The organism is Nocardia yamanashiensis, from assembly GCF_021183565.1.
GTDB lineage: Bacteria > Actinomycetota > Actinomycetes > Mycobacteriales > Mycobacteriaceae > Nocardia > Nocardia yamanashiensis.
Map to the genome: position 1 here is coordinate 6347192 of NZ_CP089226.1, position 25383 is coordinate 6372574.

24 protein-coding genes and 1 riboswitch are annotated in these 25383 nt (G+C 69.0%); of the genes, 8 read left to right on the forward strand and 16 right to left on the reverse strand.

Annotated elements, in window-relative coordinates:
• A complete protein-coding gene (locus LTV02_RS29355) occupies positions 1-834 on the forward strand; it encodes an SDR family oxidoreductase (RefSeq protein WP_067718700.1) in 834 nt (277 codons plus the stop codon).
• A gap of 41 nt (positions 835-875) precedes the next feature.
• Positions 876-1766 (forward strand): PfkB family carbohydrate kinase, encoded by an 891-nt coding sequence (locus LTV02_RS29360; protein WP_233035054.1) that lies wholly within the window; start codon positions 876-878, stop codon positions 1764-1766.
• On the opposite strand, the gene LTV02_RS29365 is transcribed toward LTV02_RS29360, so the two are convergent.
• Genes LTV02_RS29365 through LTV02_RS29375 form a run of 3 tightly spaced genes read right to left on the reverse strand, consistent with a single transcriptional unit; the run spans position 1751 to position 7576 of the window.
• Positions 1751-2434, reverse strand: coding sequence for a nucleoside/nucleotide kinase family protein (locus tag LTV02_RS29365; RefSeq protein ID WP_233035055.1), 684 nt, complete (start codon positions 2432-2434; stop codon positions 1751-1753). The two genes, LTV02_RS29360 and LTV02_RS29365, sit on opposite strands and share 16 nt — an antisense overlap.
• A gap of 55 nt (positions 2435-2489) precedes the next feature.
• Positions 2490-5051: a protein kinase domain-containing protein gene (locus LTV02_RS29370; protein WP_233035056.1), complete on the reverse strand. Its 2562-nt coding sequence runs from the start codon at positions 5049-5051 to the stop codon at positions 2490-2492.
• Complete coding sequence (locus LTV02_RS29375; RefSeq protein ID WP_233035057.1) at positions 5048-7576, reverse strand: serine/threonine-protein kinase; 2529 nt, start codon at positions 7574-7576, stop codon at positions 5048-5050. Before LTV02_RS29375 ends, LTV02_RS29370 begins: the two co-directional genes overlap by 4 nt.
• A gap of 181 nt (positions 7577-7757) precedes the next feature.
• On the opposite strand from LTV02_RS29375, the gene LTV02_RS29380 reads away from it, so the two are divergent.
• Positions 7758-9413, forward strand: coding sequence for an amidase (locus LTV02_RS29380; protein ID WP_233035058.1), 1656 nt, complete (start codon positions 7758-7760; stop codon positions 9411-9413).
• Between the two features lie 185 nt (positions 9414-9598).
• Here the strand turns inward: LTV02_RS29380 and LTV02_RS29385 are convergent, their stop codons facing one another.
• The 5 genes from LTV02_RS29385 to dacB all read right to left on the reverse strand — a co-directional run bounded on the left by LTV02_RS29385 (position 9599) and on the right by dacB (position 15657).
• Positions 9599-10489 (reverse strand): LysR family transcriptional regulator, encoded by an 891-nt coding sequence (locus tag LTV02_RS29385; protein ID WP_233035059.1) that lies wholly within the window; start codon positions 10487-10489, stop codon positions 9599-9601.
• Positions 10490-10936: 447 nt separating this feature from the next.
• Positions 10937-11494 (reverse strand): hypoxanthine phosphoribosyltransferase, encoded by a 558-nt coding sequence (gene hpt / locus LTV02_RS29390; protein WP_067718685.1) that lies wholly within the window; start codon positions 11492-11494, stop codon positions 10937-10939.
• A 16-nt stretch (positions 11495-11510) separates the two neighbouring features.
• A complete protein-coding gene (locus LTV02_RS29395) occupies positions 11511-12674 on the reverse strand; it encodes a tRNA lysidine(34) synthetase (protein ID WP_408639271.1) in 1164 nt (387 codons plus the stop codon).
• A 219-nt stretch (positions 12675-12893) separates the two neighbouring features.
• On the reverse strand, positions 12894-13964 hold the full coding sequence (locus LTV02_RS29400) for a zinc-dependent metalloprotease (protein WP_233035060.1): 1071 nt from the start codon (positions 13962-13964) through the stop codon (positions 12894-12896).
• Between the two features lie 232 nt (positions 13965-14196).
• A complete protein-coding gene (gene dacB / locus LTV02_RS29405) occupies positions 14197-15657 on the reverse strand; it encodes a D-alanyl-D-alanine carboxypeptidase/D-alanyl-D-alanine endopeptidase (protein ID WP_233035061.1) in 1461 nt (486 codons plus the stop codon).
• A gap of 155 nt (positions 15658-15812) precedes the next feature.
• On the opposite strand from dacB, the gene ppa reads away from it, so the two are divergent.
• On the forward strand, positions 15813-16304 hold the full coding sequence (ppa, locus tag LTV02_RS29410; protein ID WP_067718678.1) for an inorganic diphosphatase: 492 nt from the start codon (positions 15813-15815) through the stop codon (positions 16302-16304).
• Positions 16305-16371: 67 nt separating this feature from the next.
• On the opposite strand, the gene LTV02_RS29415 is transcribed toward ppa, so the two are convergent.
• From LTV02_RS29415 to LTV02_RS29425, 3 genes are all read right to left on the reverse strand, one after another.
• Complete coding sequence (locus LTV02_RS29415; protein WP_067718674.1) at positions 16372-16590, reverse strand: hypothetical protein; 219 nt, start codon at positions 16588-16590, stop codon at positions 16372-16374.
• Between the two features lie 144 nt (positions 16591-16734).
• Positions 16735-18303 carry an MDR family MFS transporter gene (locus tag LTV02_RS29420; protein WP_233035062.1) on the reverse strand — a complete coding sequence of 523 codons (1569 nt, stop codon included), beginning with the start codon at positions 18301-18303 and terminating at the stop codon, positions 16735-16737.
• A 102-nt stretch (positions 18304-18405) separates the two neighbouring features.
• On the reverse strand, positions 18406-19227 hold the full coding sequence (locus tag LTV02_RS29425) for a crotonase/enoyl-CoA hydratase family protein (protein ID WP_233035063.1): 822 nt from the start codon (positions 19225-19227) through the stop codon (positions 18406-18408).
• Between the two features lie 201 nt (positions 19228-19428).
• Between LTV02_RS29425 and LTV02_RS29430 the strand changes: the two genes are divergently transcribed.
• The 3 genes from LTV02_RS29430 to LTV02_RS29440 are packed head-to-tail and all read left to right on the forward strand — an operon-like array spanning position 19429 to position 20868.
• The gene (locus LTV02_RS29430) at positions 19429-19749 is read left to right on the forward strand and encodes a 2-oxo-4-hydroxy-4-carboxy-5-ureidoimidazoline decarboxylase (protein ID WP_233035064.1); all 321 of its coding nucleotides are present in this window, start codon (positions 19429-19431) and stop codon (positions 19747-19749) included.
• A 40-nt stretch (positions 19750-19789) separates the two neighbouring features.
• Positions 19790-20263: a YbaK/EbsC family protein gene (locus LTV02_RS29435; RefSeq protein ID WP_233035065.1), complete on the forward strand. Its 474-nt coding sequence runs from the start codon at positions 19790-19792 to the stop codon at positions 20261-20263.
• Positions 20264-20319: 56 nt separating this feature from the next.
• Positions 20320-20868 (forward strand): flavin reductase family protein, encoded by a 549-nt coding sequence (locus LTV02_RS29440; protein ID WP_233035066.1) that lies wholly within the window; start codon positions 20320-20322, stop codon positions 20866-20868.
• A gap of 1 nt (position 20869) precedes the next feature.
• Here LTV02_RS29440 and LTV02_RS29445 read toward each other — a convergent pair whose 3' ends face one another.
• Positions 20870-21493 (reverse strand): LysE family translocator, encoded by a 624-nt coding sequence (locus LTV02_RS29445; RefSeq protein ID WP_233035067.1) that lies wholly within the window; start codon positions 21491-21493, stop codon positions 20870-20872.
• 146 nt (positions 21494-21639) lie between these two features.
• A complete protein-coding gene (locus tag LTV02_RS29450; protein WP_233035068.1) occupies positions 21640-22308 on the reverse strand; it encodes a biliverdin-producing heme oxygenase in 669 nt (222 codons plus the stop codon).
• Positions 22309-22492: 184 nt separating this feature from the next.
• Positions 22493-22606, forward strand: a riboswitch (SAM riboswitch).
• A gap of 52 nt (positions 22607-22658) precedes the next feature.
• Between LTV02_RS29450 and LTV02_RS29455 the strand changes: the two genes are divergently transcribed.
• Entirely contained in the window at positions 22659-23972 is a 1314-nt protein-coding gene (locus LTV02_RS29455) for an aminotransferase class V-fold PLP-dependent enzyme (RefSeq protein WP_067718652.1), read from the forward strand.
• Between the two features lie 46 nt (positions 23973-24018).
• Here the strand turns inward: LTV02_RS29455 and LTV02_RS29460 are convergent, their stop codons facing one another.
• Genes LTV02_RS29460 through LTV02_RS29470 form a run of 3 tightly spaced genes read right to left on the reverse strand, consistent with a single transcriptional unit; the run spans position 24019 to position 25324 of the window.
• Positions 24019-24207 carry a hypothetical protein gene (locus LTV02_RS29460; RefSeq protein ID WP_067718649.1) on the reverse strand — a complete coding sequence of 63 codons (189 nt, stop codon included), beginning with the start codon at positions 24205-24207 and terminating at the stop codon, positions 24019-24021.
• A 17-nt stretch (positions 24208-24224) separates the two neighbouring features.
• Positions 24225-24671 (reverse strand): DUF2752 domain-containing protein, encoded by a 447-nt coding sequence (locus LTV02_RS29465; RefSeq protein WP_233035069.1) that lies wholly within the window; start codon positions 24669-24671, stop codon positions 24225-24227.
• 5 nt (positions 24672-24676) lie between these two features.
• On the reverse strand, positions 24677-25324 hold the full coding sequence (locus LTV02_RS29470; protein WP_233035070.1) for a TetR/AcrR family transcriptional regulator: 648 nt from the start codon (positions 25322-25324) through the stop codon (positions 24677-24679).
• Positions 25325-25383: the final 59 nt, after the last annotated feature.

Consider the following 25383-nt stretch of genomic DNA (forward strand, 5'->3'; position numbering starts at 1 on the left):
ATGACCGACTTCGGTTCGATCGCCGGCAAGGTGGTCGTCATCACGGGTGGCGCGCGCGGTATCGGCCTGGCCACCGCGACGACGCTGCAGGCGCTGGGCGCGCGCATCGCCATCGGCGACATCGACGAGACCACGGTCAAAGAGTCCGGTGTGGCAAAGGGTTTCGAGGTCTACGGCAAGCTGGACGTCACCGACCAGCAGTCCTTCACGGCCTTCCTGGACGAGGTCGAGCAGCGGCTCGGCCCGATCGACGTATTGATCAACAATGCCGGGATCATGCCCACCGGCCGCCTGGTGGACGAGCCCGATCAGGTCACCCGCCGCATTCTCGACATCAATGTGTACGGCGTCATCCTGGGTTCCAAGCTGGCGCTGGCGCGCATGCTGCCGCGTGGGCGCGGGCACGTCATCAATATCGCGTCGCTGGCGGGCGAGACCCACATTCCGGGTCTGGCCACCTACAACGCCTCCAAGCACGCGGTGCTCGGCTTCACCGACACGCTGCGCGAGGAGTACCGCGGCACCGGTCTGCGGTTCTCCTCGGTGCTGCCCACGCTCACCAACACCGAACTGGGATCGGGTGTCACGGCCCCGAAGCTGCTGCGCCCGGCCGAGCCGGAAGAGATCGCGGACGCCATCGCCAAGCTGATCGTCGAGCCCAAGTCGAAGGTGCGGGTGACCGCGGTCGCGGGCATCATCGCCCAGGTGGTCGGACTGCTACCCGAGGCCGTCGGCGATGCCATCGGCCGGGCGCTGGGCGCGCAGAACGCCTTCCTCGACGATGTGGATTCCGATGCCCGTAAGGCGTACGAGAACCGGGTGCGCCGCGACTAGTCCCCGATAGGCGACCGGTCGGACCGGTATCGTCGTCCGCCATGGATACCGGTGCGGTCTTCGTCGGCCTGTCCACGCTGGATCTGGCCTACGCGGTGGGCCGGTATCCCCTGGAGGACAGCAAGACCCAGGCCGATGAGCTGTTTCTGGGCGCGGGCGGTCCGGCCGCCAATGCCGCGGTGACCTACGCCTTCCTGTCGAACCGGCAGGCGGCGCTGGTCACCGCGCTGGGCGGGCACGCGCTGGCCGAATTGATCCGGGGCGATCTGGAGCAGCACGGGGTGCGGGTCGCGGACCTCACGCCCGGCAGCTCGGCGCAGCCGCCGGTGTCCTCGATCGTCGTCGCCACCGAGGCGGCTACCCGGACCATCGTGTCGCTGGACGGTTCCCGCATCGATCCGCCGTTCGATCCGGGGACGGCCGAACTGCTCGCCGGGGCTGCGGTCGTGCTGATCGACGGTCATTACGCGGAGCCCGCGCTGCGGTTGGCCGAGGCCGCTCAGACAGCGGGTGTACCCGTGGTGCTGGATGCCGGGCGCTGGCGGCCCGTGCACGCCGAACTGCTGCCGCTGATCGATATCGCCATCTGCTCGACCGCCTTCGTTCCGCCCGGGCTGCAACGGCATTCGGCCGATGCGGTGATCGAGTTCCTGCACTCGGCGGGACCCGGCCTGGTGGCGATCACGGACGGTCCGCAACCCATCGCGTATTCGCTGTACGGCGAACGCGGCCAGGTCCCGGTCCCGGTCGCGGCGGCCGTCGACACCCTGGGCGCGGGCGATATCCTGCACGGCGCGTTCTGCCATTTCCACGCCCAAGGCGAACCCTTCCCCACCGCTCTGGCGCACGCCGCCGAAGTGGCCACCGAGTCCTGCCGTTTCACCGGCACCCGGGAATGGATGCGGCACCGGGCATTTCACCCGAATCGATAACCCCGTCCGTACTTCCGCAACACCAGATCCGCCGTGAACCGCGTCGTCTCCACCAGTCGCGCATTGACCAGATCACTGTGCGCCACTTTGTCCTTCGCCGATTCCGGCGTCCGCCCGCCCCGAATATGCCTGCGCACCAACCGCCTTTCGATGATCGGCCGCGGCACATCCAGATACCAGGACTCGTCCAGCAGTCGCCGCACCGCCGACCATCCGGGCGTCCCCTGATCATCCAGCAGCAGATAGTTTCCCTCGGTCACCACGACCCGCTGCCAATCGAAAACCACTCCCCCGGGCACGGGTTCGTGCAATTCCCGCGAATAGGTCGGCCACGCCACCGGCTCCCCCAGCGGGCTGTTCCGCAGCGTCCGCAGCAGCGCCACATACCCCGCCACGTCGAAGGTGTCCGGCTCGCCTTTGCGCGCCAGCTTCCCCTCCGCCGTCAATCGCGCATTGGTGAAGTGGAATCCGTCCATCGGCGCGACTTCCGCGAACCCGCTGCCCGCCGCGATATTCAATTCGTCCCGGACCCCGCGCGCCAGCGTGGATTTCCCCGCCCCGGGCGGTCCCGCGATCCCCAGCACGAACCGTCCGGCCCGTCCGTCGGCACGCGCGCGAATCCGCGCCGCCAACTCCGCCAAGGAGGTCTCGACACTGCCCCGGGTCACCCGTCCACCCTACGGAACCGCCGCGAAAAACCCTGTGGGCGCGCCCCGCGTCCCGTCACGCCTGCCGGACCGGTCGCGGAATCGCCCGCACCAAGGCATTCAGATCGGCTTCCAGTCGCTGGAAGAGCAGGAAACTGATCACGAAGGCGAGAATGCCGCCGACGCTGAGCCAGCGCACCGTCACGATCACCAATTCCAGGTCGGCCCGGGATACGAAGGTCGCACTCGCCACCCCGAGCAGCGGCACCGACGCCGCCACCGCCAGATAGAAATTCGCGCGCCGCGCCAGCCCCCACAGCTGCCGCCGATCCTCGGGCCCCACCGCGCCCCGGGCCAGCAGTTGCGGATACAGCGACCGCACCGAGAACACCGCGATCAAGAAGAACGGGTACGCCAGCGCGATGGCCGCGCACACCGCCTGGGCCGCGAAGAAGTGCGCGTAGGCCTGCGCCGACAGGTGCGCTCCCATCCGCGAAAGCCCCAGCGGCCAAGCCACTCCCGCGAAGATCCACATGGCGAACGGCACCCACACCGCCCGCTCCCCCATCAGCAAGGTGTCCCGTCGCGCCCGCGCCAGTTCGGCGGGCGTGTACCGGTGCCCCCGGGCCAGCCGATAGGTGACGGCGAGCGGCCGCCGGGCCAGCCACAACAGCACCAGGGCGGCCAGCGGGAACGCGATCCCGTTGTTCACCAGCGCGACCGTCCCGAATCGCTCCTGATCGGCCGCCGGCAACCGGTCCACGATCAAACTCTGATTCAGCCGGATGTTGTACACGCTGGCCAGCAGATTCGGCAGCCCCACGCACAGCGCCGCGATCGGCACCGGCCACCGCCGCAACCGCGCCCACACGCTCCGCGGCGGCGGATCCACCAGATCCCGCGCCCGCGCATCCAGACACAGATCCAACTGCCCCGCCAGCTCGGCCCCGTTCTGCCACCGCCGATCCGGATCCGGCTCCAGACACGTGGTCAGCACCCGCCGCAAGGTCGCGGGCGTATCGGCGGGCAGCGCCGCGATCGCCGCCGCCGACACCCCGATCCGCCGCTGCCGCAACAACCTCCGAACCTCGGAGTCCCCCCGCGCCCCCAGCGATGAACCATTCTTCGGCGCGATCGCGTGCGAGCCTGCTCCGTCGGCAGTCGGATCCGACCCGGTCGTCGCCGCACCGTCGATGCCGTCCTCGTACGGATCTCCACGGCCTGGCAGCCGGGAGGAATCCGCCGTCGGCATGTGCTCGCGGTCCGGTGGACCAACCGGACCAGTTGTCGCATGCTCGGTGGGGGGCGTCGCCTCGACTTCGGCAGGAGGGTCGAAAGGCATTGCGCCGGTGAGCATTTCCCACAGCAGAAGGCCCAGGGAGTAGATGTCGCTGCGGGCGTCGGGGGCGGCTACGACCGGCGTGCCCGGGCCGACGCCGACTACGCCGTAGCCGTCGTCCAGGGCGGCGCGGGGGTCCAGCGCGGCCAGGGCTTCCGGGGAGCGGTAGCGCTGTTGTTCCAGTTCGGCGAGGTCTTCGGGGGGATACAGCGGGCCGACGGTGAAGTCGGCCAGCTTCGGGACTCCTTCGGCCGTGAAGATGACGTTTCCCGGGCGGATGTCGTGGTGCAGCACGCCGTGGCGCTGGGCGTACTCCAGGGCTTCGGCGAGCCGACGTCCCACCCACGCAACGGTTTCCGGCCAGGTCAGTTCCGCGATCTCGGCACGGATCCGGGAGGAGGCGGCGGAGCGGATCTCGCCGCGCGCTTCCATGGCCGCGTCGACCGCTGCGAGCAGCACCGATCCGGTCAGCCGGGGCCCGTTGTGATTACGCCCCATGCGGGCGGCGAGCACCGTGCGCTCGGCCCGGGCGACAACCTGACCGGTATGCCCGGCGGGGCCGGAAACCGTTTCCGCCGTGACCGATTCGGCGACGCGGGCGCCGCGGAGCTGGGCGAGAACACCGGCCACCGTGCCGCCCGGGTGGTACTGCATGTAGAGCAGGCGCAGGGGTTTGCCGGTGCTGCCGTCGGCGATCAGGCGCTGATCGTAGACGCGGACGATGTGCTGATGCTCGAGCTGCGCGACGGTGGGGGTGTCGGTGTCGGCGCCGGCCTCCACCCGGACCGCGACCAGGCGTTGCATGGAACGCTGGCGGGCCAGGAACATGCGGCTGTGGTCGGTGCCGCCGAGTTCGGTGAGCAGATCGAAATCGTCGAGGCGGCGGCCGGTTCCGATGTCCGCGGGCAGGGCCGGGCGGACCGGCGGCTCGGGCAGGCCGGCCGAGCGGGCCCGGATCTCGCCCGCCACCTCCGGGTATTCGACGACGAAGGTGTCGATGTCGAGGGGGCGGCGCCGATTGCGCGCGAGGTACTCGTCGAACACCAGGTCCGCGTATTCGGGGCTGCCGGTGACCTCCGGGAATTCGCTGCGGTAGTCGATGATCCGCTTCTCCATACCGGCACGGCGACGGCGCTGCCGCACGTCGATCCGCACCAGTTCGGTGAGCACGGCCAAGCGCGCCAGCTGCCCGTCGGGCAGGAAGCGCCGCAGCCCGGGCGGCTCGTCACGTTCTCCGCGCAGCGTGGATTCCCATTCGGCGGTGAACCGGGAAACCGCCTGTGCCGGATACTCGTTCACGTCCGGTGACCCGTCGCGGCCCCGCCGTCGTGTACCGACCGCCCCGGTTCCACCACCCGCTCCAGCGCCCGCAGATCCGCCTCCAGCGCCCGGAACATGACGTACACGGCCACGAAGGCGGCGATCCCGCCCACGCTGAGCACCCGCACCGCCACGATCACCCGCGGAATGTCCTCGGGCGGCAGGAAGGTCACGCCCGCCACCGCCAGCAACGGCACCGAGGCGGCGACGGCCAGATAGGTGGTGCAGCGCCGCCCGAGCCGCCGCAGCCATGCCGCGTCGTCGGCGCTGATATCGCCGTGCCGCAGGAACATCGGATAGATGCACCGCACCAGATAGAAGGTGACCAGGAAGAACGGATACGCCACCGCGATGGCGCCGCACACCACCAGCGACACCAGGAAGTGCACCACCCCGCGCATCGGCAGCTCCCCGGTGGCCAGGCGCAAGGCGATCGGGAAGGTGATCCCCGCGATCACCCATAGCGAGAACACCACGAACGAAATGCGTTCCCCCGTCAGCAGTACGTCGGCGCGGGTGCGGCGCAAGGTATCCGGGTCGTACGCCTTGCCTTTGCGCAGCCCGCGCGGCACCACGATCACCGACCGGCACAGGTACGCGATGGTCAGCGCGCCCAGCGGGAAGAACACGAGATTGACCAGTGCGGTGGTGAGGGTGAAGGTCCGCATGGCCGCTTCCGACAACCGGCTGATGATCAGGCTGTCATTGTGCGCGATGTTGTACAGCGAGGCCAGCCCGTTCGGGATCGCGACCGCCAGCGTGACGATCGGAAGCAGATAGGGCCGCAGGCGTTTCCGCCAGCTGCCGGGCGGCGGATCGACCAGATCGCGGGCGCGTTCGTCCAGGCACATCTCGAGCTGCTGGGCGAGCACCCCGCCGCTGCTCCAGCGCTGCTCGCGATCCGGGGCCAGGCAGGTGAGCAGCACCCGGCGCAGCGCGGCCGGGCAGTCGGCGGGAAGGCGTTCCAGCGCCGCGGTTTCGACGCCGCCGCGCCGCCGGTCCAGCATCGCCTCCAGCGTGGTGCGGTCACCGTGTTCGCCCGGCCCGGCCGTGCTGTCGTCGAACGGCTTTGCGCCGGTGAGCAATTCCCACAGCACCACGCCGAGCGAGAAGATGTCGGCGCGAGTGTCCAGATCTGCGGCGGTGACCGCGCGCCCCGGATGACAGGCTTCCAGCTGCTCCGGCGACATGTAGGACAGCGACCCGCCGAAGTAGGCGACCGGGCTGGCGTCCTCCAGATTGCGGCTGAAGCTGATGTTGAAGTCGGCGAGTTTGGGCACGGCTTCGGCGGTGAGCAGCACATTGGCGGGCTTCACATCGCGATGCAGCACCCCGTGCCCGTCGGCGTATTCGAGCGCCTCGGCGAGCCGCCGCCCCAGCCACGCAACGGTTTCCGGCCAGCTCAGCCCCGCGATCTCGGCGCGCACACTGGAATCGGTGGGCCGGATCTCGCCCTTCTCCTCCATGGCGGCGTCCACGGCATCGAGCAGCAATTGCCCGGTGCGTTCGGCCGGCGGGGTGGCGCGCACCCAGCGCAGCACCCCGAGCAACGTCCCGCCGGGCAGGAACTGCATGTACAGCAGCCGCAGCCGGCGACCGGTCGAGGTGCGCATCCCGGACATCAGGCGCTGATCGAAGACCCGCACGATGTAGTCGTGGTCGAGCTGGGCCAGGGTCTGGGGCTCGGTGCCGTGATCGGCGGAGATCTTCACCGCGACCAGGCGCTGCAGCGAGCGCTGCCGGGCCAGGAACACCCGGGCGAAAGCGCCGCTGCCCAAACCGGTCAGCAGGTCGAAATCATCGATCCGCTGGCCGATTTCGATGCGGTCGAGCAGATCGTCACTGCCCGGGATGGACATGCCGCCCGTGGCCCGGGTCGATCCCTCGTGCACCCCGGTGAGTTCGGAGACGTCCAGGCGGGTGAGCTCACCGGAGGTCGGCACCCGGGTGCTCTCCTCCCCTGGTACCGAGCGGACCGAGGTATCGAGCCCGAACGAACCGGGCGCCGCGAAGGTGGTGTCGCCGGGCGCTTCGTGGAGCGTGGTGCCGCCCCGCGTCGATTCGTCGAGCGCGGCCCGGCGGGTGCTCTGATCCTCGTCGTCCGCGTTCAGCAGCTCCCGCAGCTCGGTGGCCTGATACGGGTATTCCAGCAGGTAATCGCGCGGATCGACGCGTTCGCCGCTGTGCCGGCGGATCACGAACTCCTCGTACACCAGCCCGGCCGGCAGATCCCGAGAGGCGAGTTCGGGAAACTCCGCGCAGTAGTCGCTGAGCCGTTTCGGCACCCGCGGCCGCTCCCCCGCGGGCCGCAGCCAGCGATGCCGCATATCGACGCGGATCAACTCCAGCAGCGCGCTGCGCCGCAAGGTGCGCGCATCGGGCAGGAAGTCGGCGATCCGGGGCGGGGCCGCGCCCGTATCCCAGGCGGCGGCGAACTCGGCGACCACCGTGAACTCCGTCCCGGCCGGGTAGCGGCCGGAACGGTGCTCGGAACCAGATGTCATGTCCGCACCCCGCTGGCTCGGCGCGGAAACCGTTTCGAATCCGCACTTTCGATCCGCGGATGCGACAGAGAAATTCCGCCACACCCGACACCATCATCCCCGAGCAATAGCCTGGATGATAACTTGCGGCTCAACAGCGGATCACCCGATTTCGAACACGAAGCGACGGGGGAACACCAGCATGTACGACGAGGGCACCACGCTGGCAGGCGGAATCGCGGCGGGGGGCGGTCCCGGATCTCCCGGACGGACATCTTCTGATATCGGTGAGAACGGCTCCGGCGCTACCGCTGACGCGACGGCCGGGCCGCCGGAAACCGGGGCTGCCGCAACCACCGATCCGGAGCGGGGCGACGCGGCGATCGGCGATCCAACACGAGGCGACGCGACGATCAGCGATCCGGCACGGGGCGACGCGGCGAACAGCGATCCAGCACGGGGCGATGCGGCAGTCACCGATTCGGGGCAGGGTGACGCGGCGGTCAGCGATCCGGAACCGGAGCGCGCGGACACGGCGGCGGAGATCGCGGCGGCGGTGCAGAACGGGGTGGTCACGCCCGAGGAAGTGGTGGCCGCGACGCTGGAGCGGATCCGGGGGCGGGATCGGAAGCTGAACGCGTTCAGCGTGGTTCGGGTGGACGCGGCGCGGGCCGAGGCGCGGGCGGTGGCCGAACGGCCCGATCTGGATGTGCTGCCGCTGGCCGGGGTGCCGATCGCGGTGAAGAACAATGTTGACGTGGCCGGGGAGGTCACGCGGGGCGGATCGCTGGCGGTCGCGGATCGGCGGGCCGAGGGCGATCACGCGGTGGTGCGGCGGCTGCGGGCGGCGGGCGCGGTGGTGGTGGGGTTGACGACCATGCCCGAGTTCGGGCTGTGGGGCGTCACCGATGGCCCGGATCGGATCACCCGGGGGCCGTGGAATCAGCGCTTCAGCGCGGGCGGCTCGTCGGGCGGCGCGGGTGCGGCGGTGGCGGCGGGCATGGTGCCGGTCGCGCACGGCAATGACGGACTGGGATCGATCCGGATTCCGGCGGCCTGCTGCGGACTGGTCGGCATCAAGCCGGGTCGGGGGCTGGTACCCGCCGGGGTGGGGGTGGATTCGTGGCACGGCATGACCGAAAACGGTGTGCTGGCAACGACTGTCGCGGATGCGGCGCTGGTGTTGTCGGTACTGGCCGACCGGCCGGATCTGGCGGATGTGGGTACCCCGCCGGCATTGCGGATCGGGCTGGCCACCGCGCCCCCGCTGCCGCTGATCCGAGTCGATCGAGCGTGGCTGGCCGCCGCTGAAAAGGCCGCGGCCACCGCCTCGGCCGACGGCCATACCCTCGGCGTCGCCGAACTTCCCTATCAGGGTGCGGCTTTCGCGGCGACGCTGCGCTGGCTGGCGGGCGCGGCCGCGGAAGCCGAGGCGGTCGCGTATCCCGAACGCCTGCAACGCCGTACCCGCACCCACGCGCGACTGGGCCGGTTGGCGCTGAAGTCGGGCCTGCTGCGGGCGTCCCAGGTGGATCGAGTGGAGGCCCGGCTGCAGGATTACTTCGAACGCTACGACGTGGTCATCACGCCGACGCTCGCCACACCGCCGCCCCGCGCGGGCCGCTGGCATGCGCGGCCCTGGTTCGCGAATGTCGTTGCGAACGTGCGCTTCTCGCCGTTCACGCCGCTGTGGAATCTGGTCGGCTGGCCCGCGATCACCGTTCCGATGGGATTCCACCCGCGCACCAACACCCCGGTGGCCGCGCAGCTCGCGGGTCCGCCCGGCAGCGAATCCACCCTGCTGAGCCTGGCCGCCCGCCTCGAATCCGCCCATCCCTGGCCGCGAACCACCGCGTAGCGACCGCGACCACGCCGCCACAGGCGCGACGAGCCGCCACCGCTCCGACGAACAGAGCCGCCCGCGAGCATCAGCTCGCGGGCGGCTCTGTCGAATCCGGACCCGTTCGGCGCGAATCTCACCCGGGGACGGCGGCAACCTCCGACTCCTGCCGCCGCCCGGCACGGGCGCGTACCGGTCACGCGCTATTGCGCGGCAACCGCTTCCTTGGTCTCGGCGAAGCCGCCTTCGAGCACGCGGGCCGCGAACTCCAGGATGGTCGGGCGGTCGTCGTCGGCGCGCCAGGCCACCGCGAGCTCGCACGGGGCGAGGCCGGTGAGCGGGCGGGCGGTCAGGCCGGGCCAGCGGTACATCGGGACATTGTTCTCGGCCAGCAGGCAGACGCCCAGGCCCAGCGAGACGGCCTCGAGCCGCTCCTCGGCGGTGGCGGCCTCGGCGCCGATCTTGATCTGGCGTCCGGCGCGGGCGTCGGCGCCCAGCCAGAAGTCGCGGGCCGCACCGGCTTCGGCGGGCATGGCGATGAAGGGCTCATCGGCCAGATCCGCGAAATCGATGGTCTCCTGGCCGGCCAGCGCGTGATTCTCCGGCAGCAGCACCCAGCGCGGCTCGGTGCGCAGCACCTGCCAGCGGTAGCGGCTGGTGTCGGGTACGGGCAGCCACATCAGCGCCAGGTCGGCCTGTCGCCCGGCCAGGCCGGAGGACGGGTCGGTCCAGGAGGCGGAGTGCAGGGCCAGGCGGTGACCGCTGGCGCTCTCCAGATCGGTGATCAGCCCGCGCCCGATGGAGGACTGGATGCCGACGCGCAGCACCTCACCGGCCTCCTGCAAGGCGACATTGGTGACTTCCCAGAGCTCCAGGATCTTCCGCGCCCCCTCGAGCAGTTCCTTGCCCGCGACGGTCAGGGCCACGCTGCGCTGATTGCGGTCGAACAGGACCACGTCGAGCTGACGCTCCAGCTGACGAATCTGCCGTGAGAGGGTGGGTTGAGCGATGTGCAGCCGCTGGGCGGCGTTGGTGAAGTGCAGTTCCTCAGCGACGGCGACGAAATACCGCAGGTCGCGCAAATGCGGGTCCATAGCCCCTTGCTATCAGAATCGGTCTTGAATTTCCAGCCGAATCCGACCCGAAAGTTTGCAATCGAGTCAGAAAACAGCCGTCAGGTTTGTTACAGACAGCATAGGGCTGACTCGAAACATTCCGGTAACCGGGACGGCGAATTCCTGGCCATTCGCTGCGACGGGTCCCCACGCCCATCATGTGAACATGTGACCAGCAGTAACATACGCCACGGTTTATCCGCGCGCTCACCTGGGGACCGCTCGCGCGGACTTTCAGCAACGGCGTCCGGCAACCCGCCTCACCGTCCGGGCGTACCAGAAGTGAAATTAGTCACATAAGACCGAAAGCCGCCCACCGGAACGGCGGACGGCTTGGGTTCGGACGTCCCACGAGAGACCTCCTAGGGCAATTTCCGGCGATCCCCCGAGGGGGTTCGGGGGCGAAGCCCCTGAGAGTCGTGCGAGTTACTTGCCCCCGTAGACCTTCGGGTCCAGGGTGCCGATGTACGGCAGGTCGCGGTAACGCTCGGCGTAGTCCAGGCCGTAGCCGACCACGAACTCGTTCGGGATGTCGAAACCGACCGCCATCACGTCCACCTGGGTGCGCAGCGCATCGGGCTTGCGCAGCAGGGTGACCACCTCCAGCGAGGCCGGATTGCGGCTGGACAGGTTGCGCAGCAGCCACGACAGCGTCAGGCCCGAGTCGATGATGTCCTCGACGATCAGCACATTGCGGCCCGCGATGTCCTTGTCGAGGTCCTTCATGATCCGCACGACGCCCGACGACGAGGTCGAGGAGCCGTACGAGGAGACCGCCATGAACTCCATCTGGGTCGGCACGGTCAGCTTCTTCGCCAGATCGGTCATGAAGAAGATGGCGCCCTTGAGCACGCCCACCAGCAGCAGATCGCCCTCGGGCGCACCGGCCGGATAACGCTTGGCAACCAGTTCCGCGAGCTCGTCGACCTTGGCCGCGATCTGGTCTTCGCTGATCAGCACCGACGCGATGTCATCCCCGTACACGTGCGCTGGTTTCCCTTCAGTGATGATGTCGACCCAGATCGGGTCCGATGTGGTGCAAGCCCAGTATGAGCCTGCCATGTTCACGCCCGGCAACCAACCTGGTCCCGGTCACCGAGCCGCCCACGGCCACCCCGCCCTGCCCGCGCCAGTCCGTGACCAGCGCTTCGACCATTCGTAAGTTGGTGTCCGTCAATGATTTTGCGCCACCTGAAAGCAACCAGGCGCGCAGGACCCGGCGGCGCAAGGCGGGAGCCGCAGTGGCGAGCGTCTCGATCACCAGCGTCTCGCCATCACGCGCCTCTGCCAGCAACTTCTCGGCGAGCGCGTCCAGTACCTCGCTGTCCTCCCGCAGCTGGGCCGCCGTCCGCGCCAGCGCCCCGGCCACCCCGCCGCCGAGCACCTCCTCCAGCAGTGGCAGCACCTCGGTACGCAATCGCACCCGGGTGAACTTCGGCGAACTGTTGTGCGGGTCCTCCCAAGGCTCCAGCCCGAGATCCGCGCACACCTGCCGAGTCGTCTTCCGCCGCACCCCGAGCAACGGCCGCCCCCACGGTGCGTCGAACTCCGCCATGCCCTGGATGGACCGCGCGCCGGACCCTCTCGCCAGCCCCAGCAGCACGGTTTCCGCCTGATCATCGAGCGTGTGTCCGAGCAACACCGGCGGGCCGCCCGGGCGTTCCGCCCCGGCAGCCGACTCCTCGGACTCCGGGCGATCGCGTGCGTCCGCCGCACCCTGGAAGGCGCGGCGCCCCGAGCCGCCCGCGCCACCGCTCAGCGCCCGTTCCGCACGCCCCGGCGAGACATCGGCGGTACCGGCCAACTCGCTCCGAGCTGCCCGCAATGCCGTGTATCGGGCCCGCCGGGCCGCGGCCTCGATGCCGCCGTCACCGGCGACCTCGACCCGAAGCACCCGCGCCGATCGGCATCCCAGCCGCAGCGCGGCGGCCGCAGCTGCGGCCGCGACCGCATCGGACGCGTCCTGCAAGCCGTGGTCGACCACGAAGACGTCCACCATGTCCGCCTCGGCCACTGCCGCCGCCGTCAAGGCCAGCGAATCGGCCCCACCCGACAAGGCAACGGCCACTACGCCTTCCGGCGCATACCGCCCCAGCCACGCCCGCACCGCATGCCGCACCGTCAGCACGGCGCGCGTCTCGGGCAGTCGCGGACGATCGTTCACACCCCTGATCGTCGCATGGGCGGACTTGCCGACCGCGGGCCCGGCGACGCGACGCGGGAACTGCCGCGTCATCTTCCGGCGCACCCCTCGATCCGCCTGATCTCGACGGCAGCGTGACACTGGTGATCGGCACGCCCTTCCCTTACCGGCCCACCGACCGGCTACGCGGCGATCATCTCGAGTGCGGCTGCCGTCGCACTCGCGCGAGCGGCTGCCCGCTCAGCCGAGAACGCGCCGCACCCACCGCTGCGGTTCGCCGATCTCGTCGGGGCGCGGCAGGGTTTCGGCGTCGGTCCAGATGGTGTTGAAGCGCTCCATGCCGACGGTGTCCACGACCTCGTCGACGAAGGCCTTGCCGCGAACGTATTGCGCCACTTTGGCATCCATGCCGAGCAGCGCGCGGAGTAGTCGTTGCAGGGGGTTGGTGGGGCGTTTGCGGCGTTGGTCGAAGGCGGCGCGGATGCGGGCGACCGAGGGGACCACGGCGGGGCCCACGGCGTCCATGACGTGATCGGCGTGGCCTTCCAGCAGGGTGCCGAGCATGAGCAGGCGGTCCAGGGCATCGCGCTGCGGTTCGGCCTGGGTGGCGCGCAGCAGGCCGACCACGCCGCTCGCGGCCGGATCCTCGGCCCCGCGGCGGCGATCGCGCACGGCTTCGGCGAGGCGGGCGAGCATATCGGCGAGCGGCTCCTCACCGGCTTCGCCGAGGATCTCCACGTTCCGCTGCATGTACCCGGCCAGCCAGGGCGCGGAGGAGAACTGCACGCGATGGGTGACCTCGTGCAGGCACACCCACAGCCGGAAGTCGCTGGGCGGCACGCCCAGTGCCCGTTCCACGGACATGATGTTCGGCGCGACCAGCAGCAGCGTGCCGTCCGCGCCGGTGAACGGGTCGTACTGGCCGAGGATGGCGGTGGACAGGAACGCCAGCATGGCCCCGGCCTGCAGACCCGCCGGTTTCCCGGCCAGCATGCCCTTGGCCGCGCCGTCCTCGATGCCGGAGCCGGTGAGCTGGGACATGGAATCGGCCGCGGCCCGGATCCAGCCCGGCCGGTCCACGATGAGCGCGGCGGGCACCGGCGCGTCGTCGACCAGCCGGCTGACCTCGCGCACCGGCCCTTCGGCCCGCACCGAGGCGGCGGCCAGCTCGGTCACCGCCTGTTCCGCGGCGAATCGGGTGGTGCGCGGCCCGGCGGGCACCAGGGCGGACCCGGTCCGCGCGGCCAGCGCCCAGTCGACCGACCCGGTCAGGGCGGTCCGCACCTTGCGGACGTCATCGGTTTGCGTCACCAGAACCTGCTCCCTCGCACCGGAGTCCTGGCTCCCGCGCGCGTTCTCGGCGGTCCCGGGCGCGATATCGCCCGGCAGCCCGCCCGATCCTCGCGAATCCGGCGCATCACCGACGCCGTCCGCTCTCGGTCGCCCACTCCCTCCATCGTGCCCGCCGTGCGGCGGTTCACCGGGTCCCGGCTGCTCGGCGGGGGCCGAATTCGGTTCGGGTCCGGTCATGTTCATCCACCCGTCAGGAGCAGCCACAATTGCGCAGTGCGGTGGCGACGGCGTCCAGTGCCGGACGGCTCGCCTCCGGCGGCCGTTCGTTGGACATCAGCGCGAAGGTGAGTACCCGCCCATCGCGATCCAGCACATACCCGACCAACGTGCTTGCCACGGAAAGAGTTCCGGTCTTGGCCCGCACCCAGCCCGCGCCGGCCCGATCGCGCAGTACATAACGGCTGGCCAGCGAGCCGGTGCCGCCCGCGACGGGCAGATAGTCGAGCATGGTGGCGAGCGGATCGTCGGCGGCGCCGGCGGAGGTGGTGACGCCGCTCGAATTGCCTTGGCCGCCAGCGGTGTCGGGCAGCGCGGCCACGGTCAGCACCCGGTTGAGCAGGCGCGCCGGAATGCGATCGTCGGTGGAAAGCCCGCTGTTGTCGAGCATGGTCATGCCGGTCAGATCGAAGCCGGCGGCGCGCAGCACCGTGCTCATGGCGGTGACCGCGCCGGTGAAGGACGGTTCCTGCCCGGTGGCGACGGCCAATTCCCGGCCCACCGCCTCGGCCAGCACATTGTCGGAGTGAATCATCAGATCGCGCAGCCGGTCCCGCAGCGGCGCGGATTCCACCGACGCGAGCTGCTTGGCCCCGGCGGGCTTCGTGCCCAGCTTCACCCGGGCCGGATCCACGCCCAGCTCGGCGGCCAGCTTGCGCCCGGCGTCCAGAGCGGGCGCGTCGGTGCGCGGCGAGTACTCGACCAGCGGATCCAGCCGCCCGCCGTCGATCATGACCGATTCCATCGGCGCGATGGATCCGCCCGCGATATCGGGCGCCTCCCAGCCCGGCGCCATGGTCGGCCCGGCATAGGCGGAAGTGTCGACCACGATCGAATCCACCCGCTGCCCAGCGGCTTTCACCTGCGCCACCAGATCCGACAGCTTGGCCGAGCCGGGGTAGTAGCCCTTGCCGTCCGGCTGCGCGGTGATGGTCGGGTCGCCGCCGCCCACCAGCACGATCTCGCCCGGCGTCGCACCGGACACCACGGTGGTGGTGAGGCGATGGTCACCCGGCAACGCCAGCAGCGCCGCGGCCACCGTAATGATCTTGGCGGTGGAGGACGGGATCATCGGCTTGTCCGCGTCCTGCGTCCAGAGCACCTGCCCACTGTCCCCGTCGGACACCGAAGCGGCGAAGATCCCCAGGTCCGGATTGCCCACCACGGGCGCGAGCGCGGCCGCCAGCCCGCTCGCACTGGGCGCGGGCGCGGTCACCGGCGCGGGCGCGACCTGCGGCAGGGCTTTCACCGGGGAGGGCGGCGCGGCGATCGTCAAACCCCCGTGCCGGAACTCCTCCGTCCACGGTTTCACCGTCAGCACCACCGCCGCGATCGCCACCACCACGACGACCAGGGCGGATGTCACCACGATCCAGGTTCGCTTGCGGCGCTTGGCCTCCAGACCACCGATGTTCTGCTTGTTCTTGACCGACACCTGCCCGCTGTCTCCCTGATACCTGTGGTGGGGAATGCCCCGGGCGTCCCTGCCGAACCCACACGCCCGCGCTCCACACTATCCTCGTTGCGCAGTCGTTCCCCCGAACGAGCTGGCGAGTCGGCAGCCATACCGCCCATGAAGAAGGAGATGACGTGGAGTTCGACGTCACCATCGAGATCCCCCGGGGTCAGCGCAACAAGTACGAGGTCGATCACGAAACCGGACGCGTGCGGCTGGACCGCTACCTGTACACGCCGATGATGTACCCGGCCGACTACGGCTACATCGAGAACACCCTCGGCGGCGACGGCGATCCGCTGGACTGCATGGTGCTGCTGCCCGAGCCCGTGTTCCCGGGTGTGCTGGTCGAGGCCCGTCCGGTCGGCGTGCTCATCATGAGCGACGAGGCCGGCACCGACGAGAAGCTGGTCGCGGTCCCGAACAAGGACAAGCGCTGGGATCACATCCAGGATGTCGAGGACATTCCGGAGTTCCAGCGCAAGGAGATCGCGCACTTCTTCGAGCGCTACAAGGACCTGGAGCCCGGCAAGTGGGTCAAGGTCGAGGGCTGGGAGAACCGCGCCAAGGCGGAGACCCTGGTGACCGAGGCCTACGCCCGGCTGAAGGAGCAGGGCGGCCACTGACAACGGCCGTGAGTCGCGTCGAGAGGGGCGTGGGTTCGTTCGCGAACCCACGCCCCTTTCCGCTGTCTCAGCCCAGCCAGAGGTCCCAGTTGCCCTGGTCGTCGCGCTGGCAGGTCCAGCGGGTGTAGGCGGTGGCCGGGCTGTCCACATAGTTCTGACCGGCGGCCTCGCACCCGCCGCGGCTGTAGTAGGTGCCCTCGTACACGTCGGCGTGGGCGATCGCGGTCCCGCCCGCGACTACGCCGACGGCGAGCAGTCCGGCCGCCGCAATGGTCTTGATACGCATGGTGTCTCGTTCTCCTCGGCTGGGAGCGGGCCCGCCCGACACCGCTCGATCGACGAGTTCGACGGTAGGAGAGCGGAACTCGCCGGACAGCCCACCCGAGGGTGCGCATCCGCCCACCCTGCCGGTGAATTCACCCGTACGCGGTTATTCGCCCGACCCGAGACCGGCGGTGGTGCGCAAGGGGACTTCCTTCCAGAACAGGACCAGGACCAGCGCCACCAGGGTGACCGCGGAGGTGGTGAGGAACACCGTGGACAGCGATTCCGCGAAACCGTCCTGGAAGGCCCGCGCGATCTGCGGCGGCAAATGTTTGATGATGGAACTGTCGCTCAATACCTTTTCGGTGGGCGCGCTCGAATTCGGTACGGTCACACCTAGTTTCGCCTGAATATTGGGCACCAGCCGGGTGAAGAGAATGGACAGGAACACCGCCGCGCCGAGCGTGCCGCCGATCTGCCGGAAGAAAGTCGCCGCGGCGGTGGAGACGCCCATATCCTTGGGCGGCAACGCATTCTGCAATGCCACGATGAGCGGCTGCATGAGATTCCCGAGCCCGAATCCGACGCACAGCATGTACAGCACCACCTGCCAGAACGGCGTATCGGTGCGCAGATAATGCAGCAGGAACAGGCCGAGCGTGATCATGGCCGCGCCCAGGATGGTGTACGGCCGGTAGCGCCCGGTCCGCGAGATCAATTGCCCGGACAGCACCGATCCGAGCATCATGCCGAGCACCATGGGCAGCATCTGCAAACCGCCGAGCATCGGGCTCGCACCGCGCACCACCTGCAAATACTGTGGCAGCAGCAGGATTCCGCCGAACATGCCCGCGCCCACCACGAACGAGATGATCACGCCGAGCGCGAAGGTGCGATTGGCGAAGATGCGCAGCGGAATCAGCGCGGCGTCGCCCATACCGGCTTCCACCGCCACGAATCCGAGGACGCCGAGCCCGCCGATGACGTAACAGAGAATCGATCTCCCACTGCCCCAACCCCATTCGCGGCCCTGTTCCGCGACTATCAGCAATGGGGTGAGCCCGATGACGAGCACCAGCGCACCCCAATAATCCACGCGGTCACGGGATTTCTCGCGCACCGGCAGCTGCAATACCCGCGTCACCACCGCGAGGGTGAACAATCCGATCGGCACATTGACCAGGAAGACCCAGCGCCAGCCCGCGATACCTAGAATGCTCTCCTGCCCGGCGAACAACCCGCCCAGCACCGGCCCGATCACGCTCGAGGTGCCGAATACCGCCAGGAAATAGCCTTGGTACCGGGATCTTTCGCGCGGGCTCACGATATCGCCGACGATGGTGAGCGCCAGCGACATCAATCCGCCCGCGCCCAAACCCTGAATCGCCCGGAAAATGGCCAGTTCGTACATGTTCTGCGCGAAAGTGCAGAGCAGCGAACCGGCCAGGAATATGGAAATGGCGGCGAGATAGAAAGGCTTGCGCCCGTACATATCCGAGAGTTTGCCGTACAGCGGCGTCGCCAGCGTGGCGGTGATCAGATAGGCGGTGGTGGCCCAGGCCTGCAGCGCGTACCCGTCGAGATCGTCGGCGATGGTGCGGATCGCCGTGGAGACGATGGTCTGATCGAGCGCCGCCAGCAGGATGCCGAGCAGCAGCCCGCTGAGAATCACCAGAATCTGCCGGTGGGTGAAGTCGCCTTCGCCGGTCGACTCGCGCACTTCGGATGTAGCCATGAACAACCTCCAGCCCCCGACCAACGATAGGCCGGGGAACCGGAGGTGCACAGTCCTTTTCGCACATCCCCGGGGGGCCGGGGGCGAAGCCCCTGGGAGTTGTTACTTCCCCTGGAAGCGCGGCGGGCGCTTCTCGAAGACCGCGGTAATGGCCTCGGTGAGGTCTTCCGACGGCAGGAACGCGGCGTTCCAGGCCGACACGTAGCGCAGGCCGTCGGCGACCTTGCCGCGGTTCGGCTGATCCAGCACGTCCTTGATGCCCTGCACCACCAGCGGCGGGTTGGCGGCGATCTCGCGGGCCATCTCGTGCGCCGCGTTCAGCACCGCTTCCTGATCCTCGAACACCTCGTTGACCAGGCCGATCTTCTCGCCCCGCACCGCGTCGATGTCCTTGCCGGTGAGGGCGAGCTCGCGCACATGCCCTTCGCCGATGATCCCCGGCAGCCGGTGCAGCGACCCGATATCCGCCACGATCGCCACCTTGGCCTCGCGCAGGCTGAACTTGGCGTCCGCGCTGGCCAGCCGCACGTCCACGGCCGCGATCAGATCCAGCCCGCCGCCGATGCACCAGCCGGAAATGGCCGCGATGACCGGCTTGCGGCAGTCCGCGACCGCCGTCACCGAGTCCTGCATCTCGCGCACGTGCTTGAGGAAGTCGGTGCGCGGCCCGGCGAGCGCCTTGTCCGCCAGCAGCGGCCCGAACAGCGGGCTCATGGCCGGCAGGTCCAGCCCGTACGAGAAATGCTTGCCCGAGCCGGTCAGCACGATGGCCCGGACCTCCGGGTCGGCATCGAGTTCGCGGAAGATGAGCGGCAGCTCGCGCCAGAAGTCCGGGCCCATGGCATTGCCTTTGCCGGGGCCGGTCAAGGTCACCTGGGCGACGTGGTCCTTGCTTTCTACCTCGAAAGCCTTCCAATCGGTCATCGGTCCAGCGTATCGGGCCTGCCGGAGCCCTCCCATCCCCCCGCGCCGCCCGGTCCACGCGGACCGGGCGGCTAGAGACCGAGAGGTTTGCTGGGCGGTGTTAAAGCTGTGCTAATTCTGCTGGGACGCACTGTTTTACGCATGGTTGCGGACGCACGATTATGAGGTCCCACGAGCTACACCCGAGTGTGTGAGGTCTCGATGTTGATGCATCATGGAGTCGGCCTCGACCGCTTCAACAATCTCTCCCGCCAGAAGGCCATCCACGCCCTGTACGAATGCTGCTGCAATGTCACCTGGGCAGCGAAACTGGCAGACGGCCGCCCCTATCCGGGCTACGACGCACTCCACACCGCCGCCGAAGCCGAACTGCACGCCCTCTCCCCGACCGATCTGGAAAGAGTCTTCGATTCCTGTGTCCACGAACAGGTTTCGGACCGCTCGGTCGCGGAGATGATTCGCATCACCAGAGCGCGAATCCTGCAAATGCTGGGCCCCGAGGACGGCTACCCCGATTACTGATCCCCCGCACATTCACCGCAATCGCTCTACCCTGGTTGCCATGCGCAGGTCCCTGCCACCCGTCGCGACAAGGGTTTCCGACACCTTGATCCAGCGCGGCCATCACGGGGTGATCGTCACTCAGCCCACGCCCACCCACACCGCGGCCGAGGCGGCGGAGGCGCTGGGCGTGGACGTCGGAGCCATCACCAAATCCCTGGTGTTCATGCTGGACGAGGATCCGGTGCTGCTGCTGGTCTCCGGCGCGCACCAGGTGCATCTGGAGAACACCGGAAAACGCCTGGAGGGCACCCTGACTCGCGCGCCCGCCGCCATGGTGCGCGAGGTGACCGGGCAGCCGATCGGCGGGGTGGCCCCGCTCGGGCATCCCACCAATCTGCCCACCTTCATCGACAACGCGCTCGCCCGGCACCCGGAGCTGTGGGCGGCCGGCGGTCATCCCACCACGCTGTTCCGCACCACGTTCGGGGAGCTGGTGCGGATCACGGCGGGCCTGGCCATCGACGTGGATTGAGCGAGATTTCTTACAGCCGGGGAATAAGCGGCCGGGGTTGCGCGTAGGTTCGAGGCGTGAGCGATTCTCCGGCGCCCGGGTCCGAGCTACAGGTGCCCGATGATCTGAGCGGCATCACCGCGCAGCAGTATCGGGCGGCCATGCGGCACTATCCGGCGGGTGTCACCATCGTGACGCTGAAGTCCGAGAACGGTCCGGTCGGTTTCACTGCCACCTCGTTCGCCTCGCTCTCGGCCGAACCACCCCTGATCTCCTTCAATATCGCCCACACCTCGTCGAGCATCGCCGCCCTGCGTGCCAGCGACTCCGTGGTGGTGCATTTCCTGGGCGAGCACCAGAAGCATCTGGCGCAGCGGTTCAGCCGCGCCGCCGAGGATCGTTTCACCGACCGGTCGCTCTGGAACACCCTGGAATCGGGCGAGCCGATCCTGCACGGCACGCCGATCTGGGTCCGCGCCACCGTCTACCAGCGCATCGAACTCGGCGATCACGACCTCATCATCGGACTGGTGACCCGGGTCTACGACCACACCCAGGACACCCCCGCCGCGGGTCCCCTCGTGTACTACAACGGGGCCTACCACCGCGCCGAGATCGCCGACTGACTCACGCCGCCGACGCGGCCGTCCCGATACCCAGCGCCGCCAGTACGGCCGCACTAGCCTGTTCCAGCCGCTGCCGCACCCGGGGCCGCCGCAACAGCGCCACCGCCCGCGAGGCCGCGACGGCCAGCAGCACCATTTCGATTGCGGCGACAGTGGATTCGATGGCACCCAGGGTGAGCGTGTTCGCGAAAGTCACGTGGGTGAGGAACTGCGGCAGCACCGCCAGGTAGAACAACCCGACCTTCGGATTGAGCACACACGACAGCAATCCCGCAGCGAATGCGGAGCGAACCCGGGAATCCGTTTCCGGCGCGGACGTCTCGCCCTCCTCGCCCGGCCCGCGCCGCCGCGATAGCAGGGCCCGAACGCCCAGGTACACCAGGTAGATTCCGCCGATCACCTTGAGCGTGCGATAGGCCGTCGCGGACTGCTCCAGCAGCGCCGCCACCCCGGCTGCGACCACCACCGCCCAGACGATCCCGCCCAGTGCCGATCCGAGCGCCGCCGCCACCGCCTGACGTCGCCCCGCCATCGAAAACCGCAGGACCAGAAAGGTATCCGGCCCCGGCGTCAGGGCGAGCAGGACGCACAGGCCGACGAAACTGAGCAGCAGCGGAAGACTCACTCCTCCATGGCAACTCGCCACCGCCCATGAGCGCAAGCCCATTCCCGGCTTCGCGCGACCCGCCCCGGCGTTTCACCGGCCCGGACCATGCGAAAGGCCGCCGACCCCCTGATGAAAAGGGTCGACGGCCCTCGGACGTCAGAGATTCAGTTCCGCGTGCTGAATTCCGCGCCGAGCTCTTGGAACAGGTTGGTGTTCATGGTGAAGGCCAGTCGCGCCTCGTCCAGCACCCGTTCCACCTCGGCGCCCGCGATCGGCATGGCATCGAGGGCCTCGCGGTATTCCCGCTTGAACGCGGCCGGATTCGAGATGCCCTCGAACACGTAGAACCGCACCCCATCGCCCTTCTTGGGCAGGTCCCACAGCTTCTCGGCGGTACCGCGAATAACCTGGCCACCCGACAGATCCCCCAGGTAGCGGGTGTAGTGGTGCACCACGTACCCGGCCGGCCATTCGCCCGCGCATTCCTCGATGCGGGCCGCATAGGCGGCGGTGGACGGCAGCGGCGCCAGCTCCTCACGCCAGTTCGCGCCGCCCAGGTAGTCCAGATCGGCTTCCAGCGCGGCCAGGCGATTCAGTTCGGGACGCACGAACGGCCCCGCGACGGGGTCGGAAGCCAGTGCGGCGGAATGCTTTTCGAGCGCCTCGTAGACGAACCAGAGCTGCCCGGTGTAGCGGTAGAAGGCCTGCACCCCGAGCTGTCCGGTGAGCAGATCGCGCATGAAGGTGGAGTGCTCGGCCTCGTTGTGCTGCTGCTCGGTCGCGGTGCGGATGAGCGTCGAGAACGGCGTGGCGGCGTCTACCGTGCTGGTCATGGTCGAGCTCCCTCGTGATCAACTACCGGGCCGCACTCTTTAGGCCACCCTAACTTCGCCTCCGACTGTACGCCTCAGCAACGATCTCGCGATTCGAACTTCGGCACCCTCCCACTCCAACTTTCGGATGATTTTCGCGGCGGGGTTGACAACCACCCGAGCCATCTGCCAGCCTCTCCAATCAGGTCATGAGTACCAGCGTCAAGCCCTGGCTAGCTGGTCGGCAACCCTCCTCCGCGGTGGGGTGCTCCAGGTGACGACCGGGCCGTAGCCCGACCGGGCACGGCAAGCGCGGACTCTCGATCGCCTGTTTTCCGATCGCGCGTCCCATTACCCGACGGGATTTCGTGATGACTGCTTTCGCCGACCAGGCCTGTGCCCCGCTCGCCACCGTTTCCGGTCGCGACCTCCAGGTCCCCCTCGTCCAGGGCGGAACCACCACCTACGCCAACTTCGACTACGCCGCCAGCGCCCCCGCCCTGCAGCAGGTCACCGACCGGATCGCGGAACTGCTGCCGTACTACGCCAGCGTGCACCGCGGCGCCGGCTACGCCTCCCGCGTCTCCACCGACTGCTACGAAGCCGCCCGCGGCGCGGTCGCCCGTTTCGTGCACGCCGCCGACGACCAGGTCGTGGTCTTCACCCGCAACACCACCGATTCGCTCAACCTGCTGGCTGGCTGCGTGCCCGGCGACACCGTGGTGCTGGACGTGGAGCACCACGCCAACTTCCTGCCCTGGGAGCGGCACGGCCGCCGGGTGGTGCCGGTCGCGGACACCATCGAGGAGACGGTGCAGCGGCTGGTCGCCGAACTGTGTTCGAAGCCGGCTGCGCTGCTTGCCATTACCGGCGCTTCCAATGTGACCGGCGAACTGCTGCCCATCGAGCGGCTGGCCTGGATCGCGCACCAGTGCGGCACCCGCATCCTGGTCGATGCCGCCCAGCTGGCCCCGCACCGCCGCATCGACCTGCAGACCTCCGGCGTCGACTACCTGGTCTTCTCCGGCCACAAGGCGTACGCGCCGTTCGGGGCCGGCGTGCTGGTCGGCCGCCGTGACTGGCTCGACGCGGCCGAGCCCTACCTGGCCGGCGGCGGCGCGGTCCGCTCCGTCACCACCGACAGCGTCGAATGGGCGCCCGCCCCGCAGCGCCACGAAGCCGGTTCGCCCAATGTGCTCGGCGTGGCCGCCCTCGCCGCCGCGTGCGACGCGCTGGCCGCCATCGACGAGACGACCGCCGTCGAGCACGAGCAGTACCTCACCCACCGCCTGCGCTACGGCCTGAAAACCGTTCCGGGCGTGAACTTCCTGCGTATCTGGCGGGACAGCAGCGATGCGGTCGGCATCGTCGCCTTCACCGTCGACGGCTACGAACCCGCCCAGGTCGCGGCCTATCTGTCCGCCGAGCACGGCATCGGCGTGCGCGACGGCCGCTTCTGCGCCCATCCGCTGCTCGCCCGCCTCGGCGTCGATGCCGCCCTGCGCGCCAGCATCGGCCTAGGCACCACCGCCGCCGATGTGGACCGGCTCGTCGATGCCGTGGCCACGCTGGTCGAATCCGGTCCGAAGTGGAATTACGCGCGCACCGAAGGACATTGGAACCCGGTCCCGGAAACCCGCCCCTTCGGCGGCGGCACCGACGGCGCCGCGCCCTGCGCGATCTGAACCGCCACGCCTTGGGGTTTCAGGGTTTCACCCCTGAAACCCACCTCTACGGCACGAGGTAGCGGGCGGCGAGTTCCTCGATCAGGGGGTCGCCGTCCGCCACGCTGTCCAGAGTTTCGAGGTCGTCCTGTACGGAGATCTGGCGCGGATCATCCTGATCGGGATCCGGCGCACCGTCCTCGTTCAACTGGCGCAGCAGCTTGGCACGTACACGTTCCTTGAGGGAATCGGTCATATCCAGAGCATTACCGATTACACGGGAGCTAGCCAGCTGCCCCACGGGGTATTTCGGAAAACCGTATAGATAAGGAGAAAGCCCGCCGCCGCCCAGACGGCGTTGCGCGGCAGAATCCGCGGCAGCGCCGGAACGCCCCCGCCGCGCCAGCCCACGACCAGCCAATTCACCCAGTAGGCCAGGAATCCGAGCAGCAGCGGCAACACGAAGATATTGCTCTGGACGGCGTCGAGGATCCGTCCGTCGGTGAGATTGTGCAGGCCACGCAGCCCCCCGCACCCCGGGCACCAGAAACCGGTCAGCGTGTAGAACGGGCACACCCCGTAGGACCCTTCCGAATGCGGATCCCGGAAATGCAGCAGTGCCAGCACCCCCGCCGCCCCCGCCCCGGCGACAACGGGCAGGCCCATGCTCACCCAGCGCGGGCGGGGCCGGGAATCGAGCTCGGTCGAGGCGGTGTCCACGAACATCAACGGTAGCCGCGCGCCCGATCCACGGCCAGGCCGATGACCGGCGCGGTCAGCGAGCCCGCGAGCATATCGATGATTTCTCCCCAGGCATCCACATCCCCGGCGCGGACCTTGCCCGCCTCCACGGCGCGTTCGTGATCGGCGAGCAGTGCGAAAAGCATTGTGGTGAGGGCACGCAACCGGCGCACCCGCAATCGCATCGGCAATGCGGCCAGCTCGCGGTCCAGGCCCTGCATGATCACCCGGACCGAAGTGCGGTCCGCGCCTTCCAGATTCCCGGCGTCGGTGACGATCGGGTGGGTGTGTATCTGCTCCAGGAAACGCGCGTAGTGATGCGCCCCGTGCCGCTCCCCGAGCTCGAACATGGGAATGACCAGCGCTTCCAGCAGTCCGTGCACGCCCGGCGGCCGCCCCGAACCCGCCTGTTCGGCAAGCAGTTCCAGCCGGCGCACTTCCAGGGTGGCGAGCCGGCGTTCGACCACGGCTTCGATGAGCCCGTCCCGGGAGCCGAAGTGATATTGGATCGCCGAATTGTTCCGCTGTTCCGCGGCCGCGGCGATATCCCGCAGCGGCACCCCCTGCCCGCGCTCGGCGATCAAGCGTTCCGCGGCGGCGATGATCCGCTCCCGCGCGTCTGTCCCTGCCACAGTCTGCAGGGTAGCGGTTCACCAGCGCATAAAGAACTCATCCTTGACAGTTAAGAGCT